Genomic DNA, 22999 nt, shown 5'->3' on the forward strand with positions numbered 1-22999 from the left:
AACCTTGATGTTCGAGGTCATGGTATGTTACCGAATAGTGACTTTTCGCGAACGAGTTCATGGTTTCCTTGCAAAGCGCGGTTTGTTTCCCTTAGGATAGACGGCACGAAACACAGAGATCGTATGCATGAGCCAAGGAGCAGACATGTCGATAAAAGCGGGAATCGTTGGGGCGGCCGGATTCGCCGGCATCGAGCTTGTGCGGATTCTGACCGAGCACCCCATCTTCGAGCTGAACGTCGTAACCTCCGATTCTTTGGCCGGCACGCCGGTAACCGATTTGTACCCCGCGCTTCTGGGCCATACCGATCTTGCTTTCGAACCGCACGGACTCGATGCGCTGGCCGAATGCGATGCAGTCTTTTTGGCGGTGCCCCACACCGCAGCCATGTCCCAGGTGCCCGCGCTTCTCGAGGCGGGCATTTCCGTGTTCGATCTGTCGGCCGACTACCGGCTTAAAGATGCCGATGTCTACGAGCGTTGGTATGCGACCAGGCATACGTCGCCGGGGCTGTTGGAAAAGGCCGCATTCGGCTTGCCCGAGCTTTTCGCCTCGGATCTGGTCCGCGCGGCGGGCGAGCGGAAGGCGGGGCACCCGGCGCTCGTTGCGTGCGCCGGGTGCTATCCGACCGCCACATCGCTTGCGGCGGCTCCCGCCGTTCGCGCGCGCCTCGTCTCGGGGACGGTCATCGTCGATGCCGTTTCGGGCGTCACGGGCGCCGGCAAGAAGGCCACGGAGCGCACTCATTTCTGCTTCGCGAACGAGAGCGTCGAAGCATACGGCGTCGGCACGCATCGGCATACGCCCGAGATCGAGCAGATCCTCGGACTGCCCGGCCGCATCGTGTTCACGCCGCATCTGGCTCCGCTCAACCGCGGCATTCTGTCTACGGTGTATCTGCCGCTTGACGCCGAACACGCGAAAGGTTCGAGCATCGAGGATATCCATGCCCTCTACGAAGGGTTCTACGCGGATGACGGCTTCGCGCAGGTGCTTCCGATCGGCTCCATGCCGAAAACGGGCTCGGTGGCGGGCAGCAATTCGTGCCATATCGGGCTTGCGCTTTCGCAGGCGGGCGATATGCTCATCGCCGTCAGCGCGATCGACAACCTGTGCAAAGGAGCGGCCGGTCAGGCCGTTCAGTGCGCGAACATCGTATTCGGACTACCCGAGGCGACGGGGCTTTCCGCTTCGGCGCTGCCGGTTTGATTCTGCGAGAGGAAGCATTATGGAACAAGGATGCATACGGCTTGCGCCGCCGCCCGGCCTTGAGGCTATCGAGGGGGGTGGCGTCACGAGCGCACGCGGGTTCAGGGCGTGCGGCATGCATGCGGGCATTCGGAAGAATCGCAACGAACTCGACCTGGCTCTCGTCGCAGCCGATGAACCGTGCGCCGCTGCGGGCATGTTCACCCAAAACGTATTCTGCTCGGCTCCGGTGATCGTGTCGCGCGAGCATCTCGACGACGTGTCGTACGGGATGGCCCGTGCGGTGCTCGTCAATTCCGGCAATGCCAATGCGGCAACGGGAAGCATCGGCCTCGAGGCGGCTCGCGAAACGGCAAGCATGGCGGCTGAAGAAATAGGCTGTCCCGAAGACGAGGTGCTCGTTGCTTCGACGGGCGTGATCGGTGTCCATCTGCCCATCGCGCCGTTCGAGGAGCACCTGCCCGATGCGGTGGGCTCCCTGTCCGTTTCGGGCGGCCACGATGCCGCCGCCGCCATCATGACGACCGATACGTTTCCCAAAGAGTACGCCGTAACCTACGAGAGCGAAGCGGAGGGCTTTTCGGGCATGCGCGTTACGATCGGCGGCATGGCGAAGGGCTCGGGCATGATCATGCCGAATATGGCGACGATGATCTCGGTGCTCACAACCGACGCTCCGCTTGCGCCCGAAGACGCGTACCGCGCGCTGCGAAAGGCCGTTTCGGCGAGCTTCAACAAAGTCACCGTCGATTCCGATACGTCGACCAACGATTCGTGCTACCTGTTGGCCAGCGGCAAAGCCGTCGGTGCTCCGACCGAGCCGATCGAAGGAGCTGCTTTCGACGAGTTCACCCGAGCGCTCACGCACGTTTGCTCGACGCTTGCCCGCGATTTGGCAAGCGATGGGGAAGGGGCGACCCGTCTGATCACCGTGCAGGTCACAGGTGCCGCCGACGATGCCGACGCCGATACCGCCGCGCGAGCCGTTGCGAACTCCCCGCTCGTGAAGACGGCGGTTTTCGGGCACGACGCCAATTGGGGCCGCATCGCGATGGCTATCGGCAAATCGGGCGCGGCGTTTCGCCAGGAAGATGTTTCCATCGACATCATGGGTCTTGCCGTATGCAGGAAAGGCTTGACCGTCGATTTCGACGAAGACGAGGCGCTCAGGCGTTTTGAGAATCCCGAGATCGTCCTTTCGGTCGACCTCGGTGCAGGTGAGGGAGCCGCAACCGTATGGACATGCGACCTCACGCATGATTACGTTACGATCAATGGAGATTATCGAACATGAAGTACGCAAAGGATACTCGTCCCAAACCCGTATCGAGCAGGACCGCAGAGGTTCTCGTCGAGGCGCTGCCCTGGATCAAGAACATCACCGGAAAAACCGTTGTCATCAAGTACGGCGGATCGGCGATGATCGATGGCCGGTTGCGTACCGACGTCATGAACGACATCGTGCTCTTGAAGATCATCGGCGTCAATCCGGTCATCATCCACGGGGGCGGCCTGGCCATCACCGATGCTATGAACAAGTTCAACATCCCCGTCGAATTCAAAGACGGGCAGCGCGTGACCACCGACGAGGCGATGGAGGTCGTGCGCATGGTGCTCATGGGGAAGGTGAACCAGGAACTCGTCGAGGCGATGAACGAGCATGGAAACCTTGCCGTGGGCGTAAGCGGATCCGACGCGGGTACGATCATGGCCGAGCAGAAATCACCCGAACTCGGACGGGTGGGACGCATTTCGCGCATAAACTCGGGCTACCTCGAAGATCTCATCGATGCCGACTACATTCCCGTCGTCGCCTCGATCGCGATGGGCGAAGAGGGGGGCTACTACAACGTGAACGCCGATCTGGTTGCAGGGCACATCGCTGCCGCCATCGGAGCTCATAAGATCGTGTTCCTCACCGATGTCGACGGGCTCTACGAGGATTTCGACAACAAGGATTCCCTGATATCGAACCTCACGATGTTCGAGGCGCAGTATATGGTCGAGAACAGCGTTGTGTCCACGGGCATGATCCCGAAGCTTCAGTCGTGCATCGCCGCGCTTGATGCGGGCGTGTTTCGGGCGCATATCATCAACGGTACGACCCCCCACGCGCTGCTGCTCGAGCTGTTGACGAACACCGGAGTGGGAACGACGCTGCACAGCACCGAGGAATCGTGCACGTTCGACGCCCACCCGCTCGGCAATTTCGCGTCGAAGCTGATTGAGAACCGACAGCGTCCGATCCTCATGGGCGATCCCCGCACTCCGTAGCGGTGCTGCAGGATCGCACGGTGTTTGCGGGCAAGCGCTTTCGGGCGTGTGGGTACCAACGGATTATTCGGAAGTTTTCGGAAGAAGGTTGATGGCGATGAGCCTGGCAGAGCAAATGGCACTCGAATCCTCGTATCTTATGGGCACCTACGCCCGCAAGCCCGTCGAGCTGGTGCGCGGCGAGGGCATGCGCGTATTCGACGACGAGGGCCGCGCGTATCTCGATTTCGTGTCGGGCGTGGGCGCTGTGAGCCTCGGGCATTGCCATCCTGCCGTCGTCGAAGCGGTTTCTGCGCAGGCTTCACGGCTCATCCACGTGAGCAACTACTACTACATCGAGGGCCGCGGGCAGGTCGGCGGGCTTCTGTCCGGGCTTCTCAACGCATGCATCGACCCAAGCGAGCGCGCTTCGTGGAAGAGCTTCTTCGCCAACTCGGGGGCGGAAGCCAACGAATGCGCCATCAAGCTCGCCCGTCTTTGGGCGAAGAAAAACAAAGGGGAAGCCCGGATCGTCGTAACGCTCGACAAGGGCTTTCACGGAAGGACGCTTGCGACGCTTGCCGCTACGGCGCAGCCGGCCAAGCAAGAGGCATTCAAGCCCCTTCCTGCAGGATTCGTCCATACGCCGCCCAACGACGTTTCCGCCCTCGAGCAGCTGTTCGCGGAGCAAGGCGACGAGATTTGCGCCATCATGCTCGAATGCGTGCAGGGCGAAAGCGGCGTGCATCCGTGCACTTCGGAGTATTTGCGGGTGGCGCGAAGGCTTGCAACTGAGCACCGCGCACTTCTCATCTGCGACGAGATCCAGTGCGGCATGTATCGTTGCGGCACGTATCCGTTCGGATTCCAGCACTTCGGCATTGTGCCCGACATCGTAACCATTGCAAAGGGCGTCGCATCGGGCTTTCCGACCGGCATGTGCGCGGCGCGTGAAGACGTTGCCGCGGCCTTCGAGCCTGGCGATCACGGTTCCACGTTCGGCGGCAGCTGCCTCGCCGTTGCGGCGGCGAAGGCGACCATCGAGACGCTCGAAGCGATCGACGCCGGGGGCAATGCCGAAGCGGTGGGCGAATATCTGCGCACGCGTTTGGCCGAGCTGCCCCACGTTGTCGAAGTGCGCGGCTTGGGCCTTATGTGCGCATGCGATTTCGACGAGACGATCGATGCGGGCGAGCTTGTGATCCGCGGGCTGGGCGAAGGACTGCTCCTTAACAGCACGGGACTTCGGACGCTGCGCTTTCTGCCCCCGCTGGTGTGTTCGAGGGATGATGTGGAAGCGTTGGCCGAGGGACTGAAGAGGCTGTTGGCGTAGCGGCGCGAGCGAACGTTTTGCCGATGCGCTGGCTGCAGGGCCGCGAAAGCTCTTGGCATAGCGCTGGCGCGCATCCGATGGATGCGCTCGGCAAAGGCGAAAGGCGTCCCGCCAAGAAACTTATGCATCTTTTGAAATTCTTATCGCGCTGGCGGCTTTTTTACGTTAAGATAACCTGCATAAATCACGAAGGTATTTGCATATTTATGCATACGTCCGTGTAAGAAGGTAGACCGTATGTGTTTTACTGCTCGAGTGAAGGACTGAAAGCGCCTACATGAGGAAGCGGCAACAGAGGCATGACGTAATTCGCGACATCATTCGCGAGTACAGCGTCAAAACACAGCGTGATCTGGCCGAACAGCTGCAAGCTGCCGGGTATGATTGCACTCAAGCCACTATATCCCGCGATATCATGGACATGGGGCTCGTCAAGTCGAGGGAAGGATTTTATGTTCTTCCTGAAGAGATGCGGTTGCAACGTATGGTCTCGGAATTGGTCGAGGAAGTACACTTAGCCGGTAATATGGTTGTTGTAAAGACATACTCAGGTGGTGCAGCGGGCGTATCAGCCGCGCTTGACAAGGCGAGCCTTAAAGGCGCCTTGGGCACCGTTGCCGGCGACAACACGATCATGATTGCTACGGCAACCCCCGAAGCTGCTTCGGATGTTGCGGGAGCAATCAACCGACTGCGACGACGTTAGTCGTCTATTTTCTTTTGGGGACGTAGGCGTCCCCCCACTCATCCCCGCTCTACATTTGTGAGCCCGACCAAGGCCTGAGCCTGCCCGGTCGGCGGCGATCCGCGCAAAGCGAACCGCTGCATGCAAACCCGTGTGCTTGTGCGCGAAATGCTAAAACTCCGAAAGAGCGGCCCGCCGCAAAGGCGTCTTCGGCTCGACAAGCACAGTGAAAAGCCAGCAAGGAAGGAATCAGAACAATGGCTAAGGATAAAGTTGTACTTGCGTATTCGGGTGGGCTCGACACGTCGGTGTGCCTCAAGTGGCTTCAGGACGAGAAGAACCTCGATGTCATCGCGGTGGTCGGCGATGTGGGGCAGGAGCACGACGGGCTCGAGCAGATCAAACAGAAGGCTCTCGACCTAGGCGTGCTCGATTGCCAGGTCGTTGATATGAGGCAGACGTTCGTCGACGATTACTTGAGCAAGGCGCTCTACGCGAACGCCATGTACGAGAACAAGTACCCGCTCGTTTCCGCTCTCTCAAGGCCTGCGATCTCCAAGCATCTCGTGGATGCCGCCCATAAGTACGGCGCCAAATACATTGCCCATGGATGCACCGGCAAGGGCAACGACCAGGTGAGATTCGAGGCTTCCATCATGATGCTCGATCCTTCGATCGAAATCATCGCCCCGGTGAGGGAATGGGATCTCAAGACGCGGCCGGAAGAAATCGACTGGGCGAAGGCCCACGGCGTGCCCGTGCCCGCGACCAAGGACAACCCGTACTCCATCGACGACAACCTGTGGGGCCGGGCAATCGAATGCGGCGTCCTCGAAGACCCGTGGTGCGAGCCCCCTTCGGACATCTACACCATGACGGTCGATCCCGCCGATGCTCCCGACGAGCCCGAGTACGTCGAGATCAAGTTCTCCAAGGGCATCCCGTATTCCCTCAACGATAAGCAGATGAGCTTCCTCGGCATCATCCTCGAGCTCAATAAGATCGCCGGTTCCCACGGTTTCGGCAGAATCGACATGATCGAGAACAGGCTCGTCGGCGTGAAGAGCAGGGAATGCTACGAGGTTCCCGGCGCGCTTGCGCTCATCGAGGCTCACAAGGCCCTTGAAGACCTGTGTTTGGAGCGGGAGGTTCTGCACTACAAGCTCGGTATCGAGCAGAGCTGGGCGAACGCCGTGTACAACGGCCTGTGGTTCTCGCCCCTCAAAGAAGCACTCGACGCGTTTCTCGCCTCCACGCAGCAGTGCCTTTCGGGGACGGTCAAGGTGAAGTTCTTCAAGGGTTCCTGCACGGTTGTGGGGCGGAAGAGCTCTTATTCGCTGTACGACTACGCGCTTGCCACTTACGACGCCGATGACGCATTCGACCACGGCGCTGCCAAGGGCTTCATCGACCTGCACACGCTTTCTGCTAAGACCTGGGCTTCCAACCGGAGGCAGGAAGGCGCTTCTGCCGATGTGTTCAGCGCCGAGAAAGCGCAGGGTCCGCTGAAGAAGGGCAAGTATGAGACGGTACCCGAGATAGCCGAAGGCGATGATTGCTCAGACATCGTCGAAGAGGCGGAGCAGGCCATGTACGGCGCCGCGGTGAAGGCATAGGGCCGAACGCGGTCTGAAAGGAGAAGGCAAATGGCATTGTGGTCGGGAAGATTCGAGCAGGGAGTCGATGCGTTCACGCAGCGCTTCGGCGCATCGCTGCCAATCGATAAGGCGATGTACAAACAGGATATCGCTGGCTCCCGAGCCCATGCGAACATGCTTGCAGCGCAGGGCGTGATCGCGACGGACGATGCCGCGGCGATCGGCAAAGGGCTTGAGAAGATCGAGCGTTCGATCGATGCGGGGGAGTTCGCCTTCGATATCAACGACGAGGACATCCATATGGCGGTCGAGAAGGTTCTGACGGCCGATATAGGCGATGCGGGCGCCCGCCTCCATACGGGGCGTTCGCGCAACGACCAGGTTGCTACGGACGCGCGTTTGTTCGCCAAAGAACTCTGTTCCGAGCTCATGGCGCACAACGTATCGTTGCGTCGCGCGCTTGTGGCGAAAGCCGAAGAGCACTTCGGTACCGTTATGCCGGGCTACACTCATATGCAGCATGCTCAGCCAGTGCTTTTCTCCCATCATATGCTTGCGTACTTCTGGATGCTCACCCGTGATCACGTTCGCCTGAAGGCCGCCTTCGACGCGGCTGATGTGAGTCCGCTCGGCTCTGCGGCGCTTGCCGGCACCACCTATCCGCTCGATCGTGCGATGACGGCTGCCGAACTCGGCTTTGCGGGCATGACCGAAAACTCGCTCGATGCGGTGTCCGATCGCGATTTTCTGCTCGATCTCGATTACGCCTGCGCGGTGTCGATGATGCACCTGTCGCGTTTGTGCGAGGAGATCATCCTGTGGTCGTCTTCCGAGTTCGGGTTCATCACGCTTTCCGACAAATACTCCACCGGCTCGTCGATCATGCCGCAGAAGAAGAACCCCGACTTCGCGGAGCTTATTCGCGGTAAGACCGGACGCGTGGTAGGGGATCTGGTCGGTCTGCTCGTCACGATGAAGGCGCTGCCGCTTGCCTACAACAAGGACCTTCAGGAAGACAAGGGGGGCGCGATCGATGCGGCCCATACGCTTGCCGATTGCCTGGTGTGCATGGACGGCATGATCGAGACCATGCGCGTGAACGAAGGTGCGATGCTCGAGCAGGCCAAGAAGGGATTCCTTGCCGCAACCGATGTGGCCGATTACCTGGCCAAAAAGGGCATGCCGTTTCGCGCTGCCCATGAGGTTGTCGGCAATCTGGTGCTGTTGTGCGAAAAGCGCGGTTGCGACCTCGATGATCTGGCTCTCGATGATTTCAAGGCCGCAAGCGAGCTTTTCGATGACGATATCGTTTCCGAGCTCGATCTCGAGAGCATCGTCGAAGCTCGCACCACCTACGGCGGCACCGGCCACGAAGCGGTGCGCGTCCAGCTCGAACGGGCCCACGGGGTTCTCGAGCGGGACGAACAACTCCACGGATAAGCCCTCCGAGGGCATAACCGCATGACAGGGACGGCCCGCACGCATTGCGCGTGCGGGCCGTCGCCGTTGTGCGGCGGGAGCGCTTCGGGTTTCCGCAAGCGGCTTCGCAAAGGCCGCTTCTGTACCTCTTGCGGTGTAGGGAAGGCTGAGGTTCCTGCGCACCCTGTGGCCTTTTTTCAACAAACTTATGTACTTTCATAAGCCCATGAGGCCTGATGGTAAAATGGGCGAAGTTTTTTGGAGGTGACCCGTGGCTTCTCGCTCTATCAAGAACAGGCCCGATGTAAAAAAGAAGAACAAATGGGCGGCGCCGTTGGCGGTGCTTGCCGTTTTCATTGCCGTCGTCGCCGCAGGCGTGGGCGGTGTTTGGGCGCTCGGCGAATCGTGGTTGCAAGATCTTCCCGAATACGAGAACGTCGATCAGTTCAACACCGCGCGCAAGACGACGGTGTATGCGAACGACCATACGACCGTTCTCGCCGAGTTCTACCTTGAGGATCGCGAACCGGTGGAGATCGATCAGATCAGCCAGTACGTGCTCGAAGGTACGGTGGCAACCGAGGACGAACGCTTCTACGAGCATGGCGGATTCGATTTGTGGGGCATCGCCCGCGCGGTCGTCGTCAACTTGACGGGTTCGTCTCGCGAGGGCGCATCGACCATTACGCAGCAGTTCGTGCGCAATACGATCCTTTCGGCCGAGGCGAACGACATCTCGATCAAGCGCAAGGTGCGCGAGATGTATCTGTCGATGAAGATCGAAGAGGTGTACAGCAAAGACGAGATCCTGCTCATGTACCTCAACACGATCAACTACGGATCGGGCGCCTACGGCATCGAGGCCGCGGCGCAGCGATACTTTTCGAAGAGCGCGGCCGATCTGACGCTTGTGGAAGCGGCTACGCTCATCGGCATTCCCCAGTCGCCCACTTACAACAATCCCATCGACTATCCCGACGCCTGCCAGGATCGGCGCAACCTCGTACTGAACCGCATGCTGACGAATGGATACATTACGCAGGCGGAATACGACGAGGCCGTGAACACTCCCCTCGAACTCAACGTGACCGAGCGCTCGAACGACGGCATTTACAAATATCCTTACTTCACCAGCTATGTGCGCGAATACCTGTTGGAACAGTACTCCACGTCGGAGATCTTCGAAGGCGGATGGACCGTGTACACCACGATCGACCCGACTTTGCAGGATCAGGCCGAAGCGGCGGCCCAGGCGAAGCGCGATACGCTTGCCGACAACTTCGATGTTGCCATGACGGTGGTCGATCCCGAAACGGGTTACGTGAAGGCCATGGTGGGCGGCAGGGATTACTATGCGAACCAGTGGAACTTCGCAACGCAAGCCGAGCGGCAGCCGGGCTCTTCGTTCAAAACGTTCACGCTGATCGCCGCCTTGGAAGCGGGTATCAGCCCCCAGACTATGGTTGATTGCTCCACGAGTATGACGGTGCAGGGCCATAAGATATCGAACATCTACAACATCAATTACGGCACTCGGAGCATCGCACGGGCGTTTGCCGTATCGTCGAACACCGGTTTCGTGAGGCTTGCGATGTCGCTTGGTCCCGAAAAGGTGGCCGAGGTTGCCGAGCGCATGGGCATAACAAGCAGTCTCGATGCTGTTCCGGTGCTTACCTTGGGAACAAGCGAAGTGACGACCATCGATATGGCCGAGGCGTACGGAACCATCGCCAACGGCGGAGTGAAGCACGACGCAATCGGCGTCGAGCAGATTCTCGATCGCAACGGCAACGTGATCGAAGACCATTCAACTGATTCGGGCGAACAGGTGATAACGCCCGAAGTTGCCTATGCTGCAACGCAGGTCATGCAGGGCGTTATCAACACGTCGGAGGGAACTGGCACGCGCGCAGCCCTTCCTTCAGGACAGCCGGCCGCAGGCAAGACGGGAACTACCGATGATTATGGCGATATCTGGTTCTGCGGGTTTACACCTCAGCTCTCCTGCGCCATCTGGATCGGCGATCCCCGCGGCATAAACGAAGGCAGGGAATCCTTGTCGAGCGACGAGACGGCGACCACGGTGTTCCGCGATTTCATGACCGCGGCGCTTGAGGGGCAGCCGATCGAACAGTTCAAAACCGCATCGGCTCCGCCGTACAAGACCTACACCGACTCCAAGTGGAACATCGGCGGCTCGTCGAGCAGTTCGAGCGATGATGAGGACGAAGAGGCGAAGAAGAAGGCTGAAGAAGACGCGAAGAAAAAGCAGGAAGAGGAGGACGCCAAGAAGAACGAGGAGGACGACAAGAAGGATCCCGAGCCGGCTCCCGACCCTGAGCCGACGCCCGATCCCGAGCCTGATCCGACTCCGACGCCCGATCCCGATCCTCCGGTCAATCCGAGCAGCGGCGCCGCCAAGCCCGCTTCGTATCGGTCGATCGATACCGCCACGCAAGCCCTGGGATCAACGAATTTCGCATGGCCATCGTATGCGGTCCGTAACGATTGGATTTCAGAGTTGTCATCGGGCAACGGAATTTCTTTTCGTACAATAAGCTTATCAACAGCGTAACGCGCAGTTTCGATTTGAAAGGCACTCATGAAACGAACGAACCTCATTAGACTTCTGGCCGTAGCGCTCATGGGCGCGTTGCTTGCGATGGCTTTGGGCGGCTGCATGGCCCAGAACAATACCGGCAACACCCAGCAAGCGGAAAACCGTCAGTACATGTCTCAGGTGAACCAGGTTATGGAAGATTTGGCCAATCGCCTTGACGGCTTCAACCAAGCCGTTTCGAACGGCGATTTGGTCGGCATGAAAAACCAGTCCGACAACGCGTTCAAAGCCATTGACGATCTGAATGCGCTCGAGGCGCCTGAGGAGCTGAAAGACATTCAGACGGCATACGTCGATGGCTGCAACGATCTGAGGGACGCGCTGAGCCAGTACATCGATCTGTATACCGAAATGGAGAACGCGACCGAAGAAGAACCGTTCGACTACACGGCGTATGATTCGCGCCTCAAGGAGATCCAGAGCAAATACGATAGCGGAATCGATAAGCTCGAAGAGGGCGATAAGCTGGCGAACGACAAGGATAACTAGATTCCCAGATTTACCGGGTGAACCGTGATAGATGAAATCGAAGCGACCTCCGAGGGGTCGCTTCTTTGCGGTTGGGCTCTGGAATCGGGCTGTCTCGGGGGTTTCCGCCATCGCCGTCGCCCGCCTGACGCCCTGCGTTCTCTATTCGCCTTCTATCCCTCGGGGCTTGGGCCGAGGGATAGGTGGAGCCGTACCGTGCCGTCAATGACCTCCTGGCTGATGACGATGCCTTTCGGTACGGTTGCCGAGTATTCCTCCACGTATTCGGCGTTGAATCCGGCGAGGGCTGAGGCGGCTTGGTCGAGCGTCATGCCCACGACGTTCGGGGGAGTTGCGGGTTTGTTCGCCTCTTCCTGCCTGCGCTTCTCGTCTTCCTCCGCCTGCTGTTTCTTTTTCGCTTCTTCCTCTTCCTTTTTCTTCTTTTCGGCCTCTTCCTTTTTGCCCGCTTCGGTCTCTTTGTAGAGCTTGTCGTTCTGCTCTTTGTTGAACTTGTTGTTGTAGGTGGGGTCGGCTGCAGGTGCAAAATCTTGGATTTCATAGCCTTCAAGCGCCATATTCATGAAGTCCTGCCAGATAGCGTTGCAGGACAGGTTTTGGTTGCCCGGCTGGTTGAAATCGGGATTGCCGATCCAGATGGCGCAGGAGAGCTGGGGCGTGTACCCGACGAGCCAGTGGTCTTTGAAGTCGTCGGACGTTCCCGTTTTACCTGCGACCGGTTGTCCGTTGTACGGCATGTAGCCTGCTGCGGTTCCGTCGCCTTGCGTAAATACCGTTTTGAGAACCTTGGTAACCGCGTAAGCGGTTTCTTCCGAAATGACACGCTCGCCTTCGGTGTCGCTGGTGTCGATTTCGGTTCCGTTGCGGTCGAGAATCTGCGTTATGGGCTCGGGGGTGTGCTTGATGCCCCCTGTGGCGAAGGTTCCGTAGGCGCTCGCCATCTCAAGCGATGTGACGTTTCCCACGCCGAGCGTCGTGGTGAGTACTTCGGGTTGCGTTGTGGTTATGCCGAGGCGATACGCTGCTTCTGCCGCAGCGCTCGGGGTGACCTTTTGAACCAGCCGGATGTAGCCCGTGTTCGACGAGACGGCGGTTGCGCTTTGGATGGATCTGATCCCGTAATTGATGTTTCCGTAGTTTTCGAAGGTATCGGCGCCGACTTTGTAGGGCGAAGTGCAATCGATGAGCGTCGAGGGGTTGATGCCCTGCTCTATCGCCGCGGTTAACGTGAACGGCTTGAACGACGATCCGGCGGGCCTGCCGCCCTGGGTTGCGAGATTCCATTCGTTGGCATTGTAATCCTTGCCGCCCACCATGGCCAAAACGTAGCCCGTATTCGGATCGATGCAGGTGAGCGACACCTCGTCCTCCTCGGCCATGCGCGCGTATTGGTTTTCGCATGCGAGCTCGGCCTTGGCCTGAAGGTCGGGATCGATCGTGGTGTACACGGTGAGGCCGCCTTTGAACACTTCGGCTTGGGAGTACTCTTCGAGCAAGGTTTGGCGCACGTAGCTGGTGAAATACGGGTAGGCGTAGATGCCGTCGTTCGAGCGCGGGGGAGCGGGATCGAGCACGAGCTCCTGCGCGACTGCTTCATCGTATTCTTCCTGTGCTATGTGGCCTGCGGCAAGCATCCGGCCAAGCACGAGATTGCGCCTGTCGCGGCAGGCGTCGGGATTGGTTTTCGGGTTGAGGTAGGTGGGCGATTGGGGGATGCCTATGAGCGTCGCGGCTTCCACGAGCGTCAGGTCGATCGCCGATTTCTGGAAATAGTTCTTCGCGGCGGCTTCTATGCCGTAGCAGCCGTCGCCGTAGTTGATCGTGTTGAGGTACATGAGCAGGATCTCGTCTTTGGAGTATGCCTCTTCGAGCTGCGTTGCAAGCTCTGCCTCGCGGATCTTGCGCTTGAACGAGATGTCGGTCGCCTCTTTGGAAAGCAGGGTGTTTCGCACGAACTGCTGCGTGATGGTGGAGGCTCCCTCGAGCGCGCCTCCCCGCAGGTTGTTGAGAAGCGCGCGGGCGATGCCCTGTAGGTCGACGCCGTTGTGCTCGTAGAAGCGCACGTCTTCGGTATCTACGGTTCCCTGGAGCACGTAGGGGCTGATCTGGTCGATTGCAACCGGCTCGCGGTTCTCGACGAAGAACTCGGCCAGCAGGGTTTCTCCGTCGTTGGCGTAGACGCGCGTTTTCTCGGCGAAGTTGAACGCATCGGAATCTTCGATGCTGGGAAGGTCTTCCAGCCAGGAGTTCATAACCCCGAGGGCGCCCTGTACGCCCCCGTAGGCAACGAAGCAAACGGCAACCAGGGCGATGCCGAGCGCCCACTTGGTCGCATGGGAGTGAACCTCGCGCTGTTTCCTTCGGTTCTTCATGTGAACACTATACTAGAAAGCGGCGCATTTGTGAGTCTTCTCGGAGCTTTCTGCTTTATTTGGGCGGGGGAGGCGCGGGGGCGGCCCATTCGCTATCATGTGCGGTATACATGAACAGGATGAGGCGGGCGGTCTTTGAATCAGGGGCTGCCGGTCGTGGAAATGCGAACACGGATGGATATGAGCGATATGCAACATGAACCGTTTGGGGCGCGCCCCGAATTGTTAGCCCCTGCGGGAAATGCCGAATGCCTTCATGCGGCGGTTTGCGCGGGAGCCGATGCGGTGTACCTGGGGGTCGAATCTTTCAATGCGCGGCGGGGCGCCGATAATTTTACGCTCGAAACGCTGGCCTCTGCCTGCGATTACGCGCACCTGCGCGGCGTGTCGGCGTATTTGACCCTCAATACGGCGATCTTGCCGAACGAGGCCGACGAGGCGATGGAGCTTGCCCGGCAGGCGTATCGAGCCGGGATCGATGCTTTCATCGTGCAGGACATCGGCATCGCGGCGGAACTCGGCCGAACGCTGCCCGAAGCGCGGGTCCATATATCGACCCAGATGAACACGCATTCGGCTGCAGGCATCGAAGCTGTGGCGGCTCTCGGGGCGAAGCGGGTCACCCTCGCGCGCGAGCTTGCGTGCGAAGAGGTCGAACGACTGACTGCGCTTGCCGCCCAGAGGGGAATGGAAACCGAGACGTTCGTCCATGGGGCGCTATGCGTGTGCTACTCGGGCCAGTGCTTCATGTCGTCGATGATCGGGGGCAGATCTGCGAACAGGGGGTTATGCGCCCAGGCGTGCCGTCTTCCGTATACGCTGCACAACAAGGCGCTGCGGAAAACGCTTGATGCTCCAGGCGAGCATTTGCTTTCTCCGAAAGACCTGTGCGCGATCGAGCTTTTGCCGATGCTCGTGCAGGCGGGCGTAGCATCGCTGAAAATCGAGGGGCGCATGAAATCGGCCGAGTACGTGTACGCGGTCGTTTCGGTGTACCGCCGCGCCCTTGACGAAGTGCTGGCGGATCGGCAGCGCTTCGAAGCTCGGGAAAAGGCCGCTTCCGATGCGCAGCCGGTCGGGGAGCTTTCCGTTGTTCGCTATGAGGCGTCGGCAGGGGATTCCCAAACGCTCGCCGAGGCGTTTTCGCGAGGATTCACAACCGCGTATCTCGAAGGGCGGCGCGGCAACGACATAATGAGCTACGGTCGCCCGAACAACAGGGGTGTGTTCATCGGACGCGTGACGCAGGCGCGCGACGGTTCGGTCGAGATAGCGGCCGAGGACGAGATCGTCGAAGGCGACGTGCTCGAATTCTGGACCAACAAGGGGCATTTCGCCTATCCGGTCGAGCGCATCGAGCCCGCGAAAGGCGGCGTTGTTCGCGTGCCTTTGACGAAGAAGGTGGGCAAGGGCGATCGCGTCTTTCGCGTGAGAAGCGCCGCTGCGAAATTTGCCGACGATGCGAACGAGCCGCGCATCCCCGTTTCGGGAAGCGTTTCTCTGCGCATCGGGAAACCGCTCGCCATGCGGTTTTCCTCGGGCGGATTCTCTTCCGAACTCGAGGGGGCCGTGGTGGAGGCCGCCCGCACGAAATCCGTCTCCGAAGAGGAGGTCCGCGAGCATGTCGATCGGCTGGGCAACCTTCCCTTTGAGCTTGTCGATCTTGAGGTCGATGTGGACGAAGGCGTGGGGGTCGGTTTTTCCCAGCTGCACAAGCTACGCACGCGAGCGCTCAAGCAGCTCGAGGAAGCGATGCTCGAGCGGTACCGTGAGCGGAAGCTTCCGCGCATCGAAAGCCGATCTTCGAAGCCGCCTTATCGCTCCAATCGCTGCGATGTCGCCGTGTTCGCCACCAATCCCGCGTGCGCCCGAGCTGCGAAGCGGGCGGGCGCCGATCTCATCTTTGTTCCCGCGTTGAACTACAAGCGCGGCGAGGCCGTTATCGCCGGTCAGGTTTCGGGCACTGCCGAGCAGGCGGGGTACCCGAAGCAGGTTGCCATAGCTCTGCCGACCGTCGACCACGATCTGTCCGACCAATCGCGCGAAGGGGTCGTCGGGTTCGACCCGTGGTCGTACGTGAAGCCGGGAAAGCCCGTGCTCGCCGAGAATCTCGGGCAGCTTGCTCGGGCGGCCGAGCTCGGTTCCGTCGTCGAAGCGGGTCCCCATATCCCGCTTCTCAACCGATTGGCTCTCGAATCGGCAGCCGAGCTGGGTGCGAAGCGGGTCTGGCTCTCGCCGGAGCTTTCGCTGCACCAGATCGAAGCGCTCGGCAAGGATTCTCCCGTACCTTTGGGTCTTACCATCATGGGATCCCAGGAGTTGATGGTGACCGAGCATTGCCTTTTGATGAGCCAAGGCCCCTGCAGCGAGGAATGCGCTTCGTGCGCCCGCAGGAAAAGCCCTCACTATCTGAAAGACCGCAAGGGCTACGAGTTTCCCGTTGTAACCGATTGCTGCGGGCGCAGCCATCTCTACAACGCGGTTTCCCTCGACGTCGCGCATGCCGTTCCCGACCTCATCGATGCGGGCGTGTCCGCCGTCATGGTGGATACCGCGCTTATGAACGTGGAGGAAACGACCAAGGCCGTCCAGCGGGCGGTGCGCGCCCGAGATATCGCCCTTTCGGGAGGCAATCGCGTCGCGAAGGCGGGAGATGTAACGAGCGGCCATTTGTTCCGAGGCGTCAAGTAAGGCATTCGCGTTCTGTTTCGGCGGTCGGCTGCGGGACCGTTTCGCGGCACGCTTGCCGGCGCGACGGCCGACCTCGCAGCGGGCTCGCCGCATTTGCCGGGGTGGCTTTGCGTGCGCTCGCTGGCAAAACGAAGCGAAACGCAGCCGCATGTGCTACCATAACAAACCATCGTGCGACCGAGCTCGTGCGGATAGGGAAACCGGTATTGAAGGAGATGAGTTCGATAACCCCCGAAGAGCAGCTGCATATCATCCAGTCGGGTACTGCGCAGATCGTGCCCGAAAGCGCCCTGTTGGAAAAGCTCAAGAAGGGCAAGAGCCTCAACGTGAAGCTGGGCGTCGATCCGACGGCCCCCGACATTCACCTCGGGCATGCCGTGCCCTTGCGCAAACTGCGTGCGTTTCAGGATCTGGGCCATCGCGTAACGCTCATCATCGGCGACGGCACGGCTCTCATCGGCGATCCGTCAGGACGCAATTCGACTCGTCCCCAGCTGACGTCCGAACAGGTTAAGGCGAACGCCCAGACATATGTCGACCAGGCGTTCAAGATCCTCGATCCCGAGAAGACGACGCTCGAGTACAACTCGAAGTGGCTTCTGTCGCTCGATATGGAGGGCCTGCTCGCTCTTGCCTCGAATTTCACCGTCGCGCGCATTCTCGAGCGCGACGACTTCCATAATCGCTACACCTCGAACCAACCTATCAGCCTCCATGAATTCCTGTATCCGATCATGCAGGCGTATGACTCGGTGGTTATCGATGCCGACGTCGAGATAGGCGGCACCGACCAGCTCTTCAACTTGCTTGCGGGCCGCGAACTCATGGAGAAGAAGGGCATGGAGCCCCAGGTGTGCCTGACGCTTCCTCTTTTGGAGGGAACCGACGGCGTTCAGAAGATGTCGAAGAGCTACGGCAACTACATCGGGCTCACCGACGAGCCCGCCGATATGTTCGGCAAGGTCATGTCGATACCCGACGAGCTCATGGTCAAGTACTACCGCCTCGCATCGACCTGTTCGGTCGACGAGGTCGATGAGATCGAGCGGGGCCTTGCCGCCGATGAGCTGCATCCCAACAAAGTGAAGCGCGCGCTCGCCCGCAACATCGTGACCGCCTACTACGATGAAGCTGCGGCCGAAGCCGCCGAAGGGCAGTTCGACCGCGTATTCAAGCAGCATGAGATGCCCGACGACATCCCGGAATACGAAGCGGATCTGACTCCGAACGACGAGGGTCTCGTCTATCTGGCCAAGCTGCTTGCCGATACGGGGCTTGCGGCTTCGGCCGGCGAGGCGCGCCGTCTCATCGACGGGGGAGGCGTGAAAGTCAACGGCGAACCGGTTGCCGCGAAAAGCTACAACGTGGCACCCGACATGCTTGCGGGAGCCGTGCTTCAGGTGGGTAAGCGGAAGTTCGTCAAGCTGGTGTAGCGGGCGGTCGGACAGACGGTTTTCGATTCGGGGCCTTGCGGGGTCCCGATTTTTTTTAAAAAACTTGCAAGGATTTCTTCCTTCCAATCGTTTTGTTAGTGTGAAGACGAGAAAAGGAGCATCAATTATGAGTAAGAAAAAGATGGTCGCAGTATTCGCAGGTGCGCTTGTCGTTGCGCTCGCTTTGCCGACGGCGGCGCTTGCCGCACCCGGGGGCGGCTTCGGCCAGCTGTTCGCATCGTGTCAGGGCCAAGGCCTCGGGATGGCGATCATGCGCAGCCAGGCGACGGTTGATCAGGCATGTGGGCGCGCCTTCGTCGACGCCGATGGCGATGGCGTGTGCGACAATTTCGGAAACGGCCGCTGCGCGGGCTACGTCGATGCCGACGGCGACGGCGTGTGCGATGCGTGCGGAGCCGAAGCGAACTCGTGCAAAGGCTACGTCGACGCCGACGGCGATGGCGTGTGCGACAACTACGCGGCGGGCAACGGCTGCGGACGCGGCTTCGTCGATGAAAACGGCGATGGCGTGTGCGACAATGGCGGTCGGGGCGGATGCGGTGCAGGTGCCGGCCAGGGCGCCGGATCCGGGTACGGCGGCAGACACCATAGGTTCTAGGTGTTGCTCGGCGAGATGCGCAGCCGATCTGCCGGTCGGTTGCGCGGTGGCGAAACAGGATAAAAGCGAACGGGCATGAGGGAAAGAACCGATATAGAGCGGGCCATCGAGGAGCACGGCGACACCGTGTGGCGCGTGTGCGTCCTTTACTTCCGGCAAAGTCCCGATGCCCAGGACGCGTTTCAAGAGACGATGATCAAGTACGCCTCGTTCGACGGGTCGTTTTCCGATGCCGAGCATCGGAAAGCTTGGCTCATCCGCGTTGCGACCAATGTGTGCAAAGACATGCTGAAGGCAGCTCACCGAACGAAGTCCGTTCTCGATGACGGCACGATCGCCGCCGCGGCTGCCTCGCATGACGAATCGCTGCAGCCGGGCTCGGCATCGGGCGAGGTGCTCGATGCCATGCTCGCCCTCGCCGATCCGCCGCGAACCCCCGTTTACCTCGCTTTGTACGAAGGCTATTCGGCTCCCGAGATATCGGAGATGCTCGATGCGCCCGTAAACACCGTGTATTCGTGGATCTCCCGAGGGAGGAAGCTTTTGAAGGAGGCGCTCGCATGAATGATTGGGAAAACAGGGTCCGCGAGGCCTTCGACGAGGTCGTGCTTCCCGATTCGGTTAAGGAGCGAACGCTGCAGGCCGTCGATGCCCTCTCGGCCGAGCCTGCCGTCAGTGCTTCCGAAGCGGTTTTCGCCGCCGCGCGGCGCTCCCGCGCTCCGCGCACTCGTCGATGGGCGTTCGCGCTTGCGGCATGTCTCGCGCTCTGCGCCATCGGGTTCGGCGGCTTCTCCGCTTTTGCCAGCGAGACGGCTCAGGTGGGCATCGACGTTAATCCGTCGATCGAGCTCGGCCTCAATCGGTTCGATTGCGTTGTAGCCGCGCGACCCCTCAACGAAGACGGAGCGCAGCTGCTCGAAGGCATCGATCTTTTCGGAAAGAGCTACGATGACGCGATGGCCGCATTGACGGGAAGCGAGCTGTTCTTATCCTACGTCGGCGATGACGGCTACGTCGAAATCAGCGTCAGCTCGGCTGACGAGGGTCAGGCCGAAGCGCTTGCCGAGAAAAGCGATGCCTGTCTCGAGTCTTTGCCATGCCATGGAAGCTGCCAAACGGTCTCGGCGGAAAACCGCGAAGAGGCGCGGGCGGCCGGTATGGGCGTGGGCCGCTACAACGCCGCCCGAGAGCTCATGGAGCTCGATTCGAGCGTTACGCTTGAAGAGTGCCGTACGATGACGATGCGCGAGCTGCGGGAGAAAATCGCCGCTGCAGGCGGGAACTCGAGCGGAAGCCCTTCCGGGGAAACGGGAGCCCATCACGGAAGACAATCGGGCGGCGCGGGGCAGGGGATGCACGGTCGCGGCGGCGATTCGTCAGAATAGCCGCCGCGGATACGCGTCTACAGCGCGAGCTTGCTGAACGATTTGAGCGCGGTCTTCGTTTCGTCGTCGAGCTCTTTGACGGCAATCCCCAGCACGGCGCCTTCGAGCGCGTAAAGCCAGTTGATCGACGTTGCCGGATTCTTCTTTTTCAGCAGAGCCCATGAGGCGCGGCTGCCCTTTTCCTTCAATGCTTCAGCGGTGGGGATGCCCACGTCCGCGAGGCGGGCTGCAAGGGCTTTTCCGATGCCCGGAAGGTTCTCGAGCGGCGTTTGCACGGCCGCCGTCTTCGGGGCGGGCTTGCGACCGCGGCGGCGGCCGGGCTGTGTCGCGGCATCATCGGCGGCGGGAGCTGTATCGGCAGCGGTCGGGGCCTCGTCGGTAACGATGGCCTCGGTCGCAGGTGCCTGCTTCTGCCTCGCCCGCTTTGTTCGGGCGGGCTTTTCCGCCTGCTCGGTCGCCGCATCGGCGGGCTGTCCGGTTTTTCCGCCCGTCTCGGTTTGCGCTGCGGGCGCTGCGGCTGCGTCACGTGCGGGTTTCGCTTGCGGGGCACCTGCCTGCTTCCGCGAAACGGGCCTGCGGCTACTCCGTTGCTGAGGCTTTGCCTGCTCTGGTTCGGGTTGCGGCTCGGCCTGCGCCGTCGCTTCCGCCGAGGGGCCGGCATTGTTCCCGCTCGCCGGCTTTGCGGCCGAGCGGGGCTTGCGGCGCTTGCTCGATTTGCTACGCTGCGCGCCGTTACCGTTGCTTCCGTTCGCCTGTGCGGGCTCGTTTTGCGATTCGGGGAAGAGCGGTGCGCCTTCGACCGTGTATCCGTTTTCGGGTTCGTCTGAATCGGTCGTGGCATCGAACAGGTTTCGAATGGTGCGATACATTGCCGTGCCGATGATCTGCCCCGCTGCGCGCACGAGCGCCTCGTGGACGTCCTGGCGCGTTTCGGCTGAAATGAGGGCGTCGTCGAGCATGAATTCGTCGATTGATTTTTTGAGTCCGAGGAACCTGAATTCATCGGCGTAGCGGTTGAGCAGGTAGTGGATGGCGGGTTTGTATCCCTGATCCTGACTTACAATGTAGCCGTTTTCGATCTCGTGGCACGCGATTCTGCGGCTCAGCTCTGCGATCAGCTGCACGTCGAGGCTGTTTTTGACGCCGGAATCTTGGCAGAGTATCCATTCGATGCGGGCGGGGGATTCTTTGATGGATTCCTTTTGCTTCTGCGACAGGTTGCTTTCGCGGTGGAAAACGACGACGAGATCGTTTTCGGTAAGCGATTCGATGCCTTGCAGGCAGGTGTTGATGTGATTTTCGCTGTCGATGAAGTACGTGCGACGTGCCTTGCGGGCAGGTTCTATTTCCATGATGACTCGTTTCTCTTTATACCGGTAAGGCGGGGATGGCTTGCGTGCGTTCATCGCCTGCCTCGTTGTTTCGTTATAAGAAGAGTAGCAGAAAACGGAAACGCAGTACGCACCTGCAAAGAAGACACATCGCCATGCGGGCTTTCGGCGGCATCGGCCGTTGCGTATCGATGATCGCTGCATATATTAGTAAAGGATCTCTGCAGGCGGTTCGGGCTCGTGCGGTTGCGCAGCGCTCGAAGATGCGGCGGCATCGTCGAGCGCGCTTCCCCTTGCGAGGGGCCTACGCGTTGGTCGGAGCGCGCATCAAGCTGCGGGTCCGCTCGAATGCGGGTCTCCTTCTTCGCGCGCCGCCGTGTCTATACGGCCTTCAGCAACCATGTGACCCCGACGATTTCATGAAGCAGCTCGTCGTATTCGCCTTTCTGGGCGTCAAGGTAGCGCTCGAAAAGTTCGACGTGCTCGGGGTGGCTCGCTTGAAGCTCTGCGACGCGACGGGCGATACGATCTATCTCCTCGTCGTAATCGGCGGCGGTATCGGTTGACGAGAGGCTGGCGATCGTCTCGAATCCGGCTTTGTCGAACATCTCGTTCCAGGAGGACCGCGTCGGATACGATGCGTTTAGATCGCCCTCTTCGGCATAGGCGTCGTCGAGAAGCAGGTATCCTCCTGTCCGAAGCGTCTTTCTCATGGTTGCGAGCATGTCCATCGGCGCGCCGAGCGCGGGTCCCACTGCTCCGTAGACAGCGCAATCGTACTCGGATTCGAGCGGCGCTTCCACAGTGATGTCTCCAACTTCGAAAGCGCACAGGTGCGCGACGCCTTCTCGCGCTGCCGCCTCTCGCGCCTCTTCGACGAATTCGGGAATGGCATCGATTCCTTTGACGCGCATTCCAAGGCGGCGGGCTAGGGCGACGGCGATGACTCCCTTTCCGCAGCCGAGATCGAGCGCCGTATTGCGCTCGGATGCCGCAACATGTTCCGACAGGAGCCCGACCATATCGTCGGGAGAGCTCCCGAGCTCACAGAAGTCCTGCAGGAGGTAGGGCAGGAAGGGGATAATGTCGGGGGTGTCCGATGTCATAGATGCGGCAAGGTTTTGTTCGGTTCTCGTATCCATGGGTATATTGTACCGTATTACATAATTAGTCGCTTTACACAAGAATGCAGGGAGGAATTTGCAGGGTCTCGGCAAGGCCGTTGAGGCTGTAAGAAAAAAGCTTCATTTTTTATCGATAGACCCCTTGCGTTTTCTTTTCCGTAGGTCTAATATATTCAACCCGCGCTTTTGAAGCGCAGGACCGCCCAAGGGCTTCGGATGATTCGACCTTTTGTGGGAAATCGAAACGCTGAGAAATAAAGTTAAGATTTCTAAAAAAAGTTCTTGACTCCGGTGCCAAGGGGCAGTAATATATCTCCTTGCGCGTTTGCCTCCGGCGAACACGCGGGACGGCCCGGAAGGGCCGCCGAGAACCTTGAAAACCGGATACTGTGATACGAATAAGCTAGTAGAACCTCGTCAGATGCCCGCCCCCAGAAAAG

17 protein-coding genes are annotated in these 22999 nt (G+C 60.0%); 14 read left to right on the forward strand and 3 right to left on the reverse strand.

What is annotated here, in order from left to right:
• Positions 1 to 145 precede the first annotated feature (145 nt).
• The 9 genes from argC to C1719_RS04015 all read left to right on the forward strand — a co-directional run bounded on the left by argC (position 146) and on the right by C1719_RS04015 (position 11607).
• A complete protein-coding gene (gene argC, locus C1719_RS03975) occupies positions 146 to 1210 on the forward strand; it encodes an N-acetyl-gamma-glutamyl-phosphate reductase (RefSeq protein WP_102373898.1) in 1065 nt (354 codons plus the stop codon).
• A 19-nt stretch (positions 1211 to 1229) separates the two neighbouring features.
• The gene (gene argJ, locus C1719_RS03980; protein ID WP_102373899.1) at positions 1230 to 2504 is read left to right on the forward strand and encodes a bifunctional glutamate N-acetyltransferase/amino-acid acetyltransferase ArgJ; all 1275 of its coding nucleotides are present in this window, start codon (positions 1230 to 1232) and stop codon (positions 2502 to 2504) included.
• Positions 2501 to 3484 (forward strand): acetylglutamate kinase, encoded by a 984-nt coding sequence (gene argB, locus C1719_RS03985; protein WP_102373900.1) that lies wholly within the window; start codon positions 2501 to 2503, stop codon positions 3482 to 3484. Before argJ ends, argB begins: the two co-directional genes overlap by 4 nt.
• 97 nt (positions 3485 to 3581) lie before the next feature.
• Entirely contained in the window at positions 3582 to 4796 is a 1215-nt protein-coding gene (locus tag C1719_RS03990) for an aminotransferase class III-fold pyridoxal phosphate-dependent enzyme (RefSeq protein ID WP_102374009.1), read from the forward strand.
• Positions 4797 to 5073: 277 nt separating this feature from the next.
• Positions 5074 to 5502, forward strand: a complete 429-nt coding sequence (locus C1719_RS03995) for an arginine repressor (protein ID WP_102373901.1) — start codon at positions 5074 to 5076, stop codon at positions 5500 to 5502.
• A 236-nt stretch (positions 5503 to 5738) separates the two neighbouring features.
• On the forward strand, positions 5739 to 7097 hold the full coding sequence (locus C1719_RS04000; RefSeq protein WP_102373902.1) for an argininosuccinate synthase: 1359 nt from the start codon (positions 5739 to 5741) through the stop codon (positions 7095 to 7097).
• A gap of 30 nt (positions 7098 to 7127) precedes the next feature.
• A complete protein-coding gene (gene argH, locus C1719_RS04005; RefSeq protein ID WP_102373903.1) occupies positions 7128 to 8519 on the forward strand; it encodes an argininosuccinate lyase in 1392 nt (463 codons plus the stop codon).
• A 250-nt stretch (positions 8520 to 8769) separates the two neighbouring features.
• Positions 8770 to 11073, forward strand: coding sequence for a transglycosylase domain-containing protein (locus C1719_RS04010; RefSeq protein WP_102373904.1), 2304 nt, complete (start codon positions 8770 to 8772; stop codon positions 11071 to 11073).
• Between the two features lie 27 nt (positions 11074 to 11100).
• On the forward strand, positions 11101 to 11607 hold the full coding sequence (locus tag C1719_RS04015) for a hypothetical protein (protein WP_102373905.1): 507 nt from the start codon (positions 11101 to 11103) through the stop codon (positions 11605 to 11607).
• A 152-nt stretch (positions 11608 to 11759) separates the two neighbouring features.
• Here the strand turns inward: C1719_RS04015 and C1719_RS04020 are convergent, their stop codons facing one another.
• Positions 11760 to 13976 (reverse strand): penicillin-binding protein, encoded by a 2217-nt coding sequence (locus tag C1719_RS04020; protein ID WP_102373906.1) that lies wholly within the window; start codon positions 13974 to 13976, stop codon positions 11760 to 11762.
• A 180-nt stretch (positions 13977 to 14156) separates the two neighbouring features.
• Here C1719_RS04020 and C1719_RS04025 point away from each other — a divergent pair, with 180 nt between their 5' ends.
• The 5 genes from C1719_RS04025 (at position 14157) to C1719_RS04045 (ending at position 20104) form a co-directional block, all read left to right on the forward strand.
• On the forward strand, positions 14157 to 16667 hold the full coding sequence (locus tag C1719_RS04025) for a U32 family peptidase (RefSeq protein WP_342745895.1): 2511 nt from the start codon (positions 14157 to 14159) through the stop codon (positions 16665 to 16667).
• Between the two features lie 215 nt (positions 16668 to 16882).
• Positions 16883 to 18100: a tyrosine--tRNA ligase gene (gene tyrS, locus C1719_RS04030; RefSeq protein WP_102373907.1), complete on the forward strand. Its 1218-nt coding sequence runs from the start codon at positions 16883 to 16885 to the stop codon at positions 18098 to 18100.
• A 127-nt stretch (positions 18101 to 18227) separates the two neighbouring features.
• Positions 18228 to 18719, forward strand: coding sequence for a hypothetical protein (locus C1719_RS04035; RefSeq protein WP_180963460.1), 492 nt, complete (start codon positions 18228 to 18230; stop codon positions 18717 to 18719).
• 75 nt (positions 18720 to 18794) lie between these two features.
• Positions 18795 to 19283 (forward strand): RNA polymerase sigma factor, encoded by a 489-nt coding sequence (locus tag C1719_RS04040; RefSeq protein ID WP_102373908.1) that lies wholly within the window; start codon positions 18795 to 18797, stop codon positions 19281 to 19283.
• Positions 19280 to 20104, forward strand: coding sequence for an anti-sigma-I factor RsgI family protein (locus C1719_RS04045; RefSeq protein WP_102373909.1), 825 nt, complete (start codon positions 19280 to 19282; stop codon positions 20102 to 20104). Before C1719_RS04040 ends, C1719_RS04045 begins: the two co-directional genes overlap by 4 nt.
• Before the next feature lie 17 nt (positions 20105 to 20121).
• On the opposite strand, the gene C1719_RS15655 is transcribed toward C1719_RS04045, so the two are convergent.
• Both C1719_RS15655 and C1719_RS04055 read right to left on the reverse strand, forming a co-directional pair.
• A complete protein-coding gene (locus C1719_RS15655) occupies positions 20122 to 21456 on the reverse strand; it encodes a TfoX/Sxy family DNA transformation protein (protein WP_180963461.1) in 1335 nt (444 codons plus the stop codon).
• Positions 21457 to 21815: 359 nt separating this feature from the next.
• A complete protein-coding gene (locus tag C1719_RS04055; RefSeq protein ID WP_102373910.1) occupies positions 21816 to 22577 on the reverse strand; it encodes a class I SAM-dependent methyltransferase in 762 nt (253 codons plus the stop codon).
• Positions 22578 to 22999 lie beyond the last annotated feature (422 nt).

Origin of the sequence: Raoultibacter massiliensis, from assembly GCF_900199545.1 — a bacterium.
GTDB lineage: Bacteria > Actinomycetota > Coriobacteriia > Coriobacteriales > Eggerthellaceae > Raoultibacter > Raoultibacter massiliensis.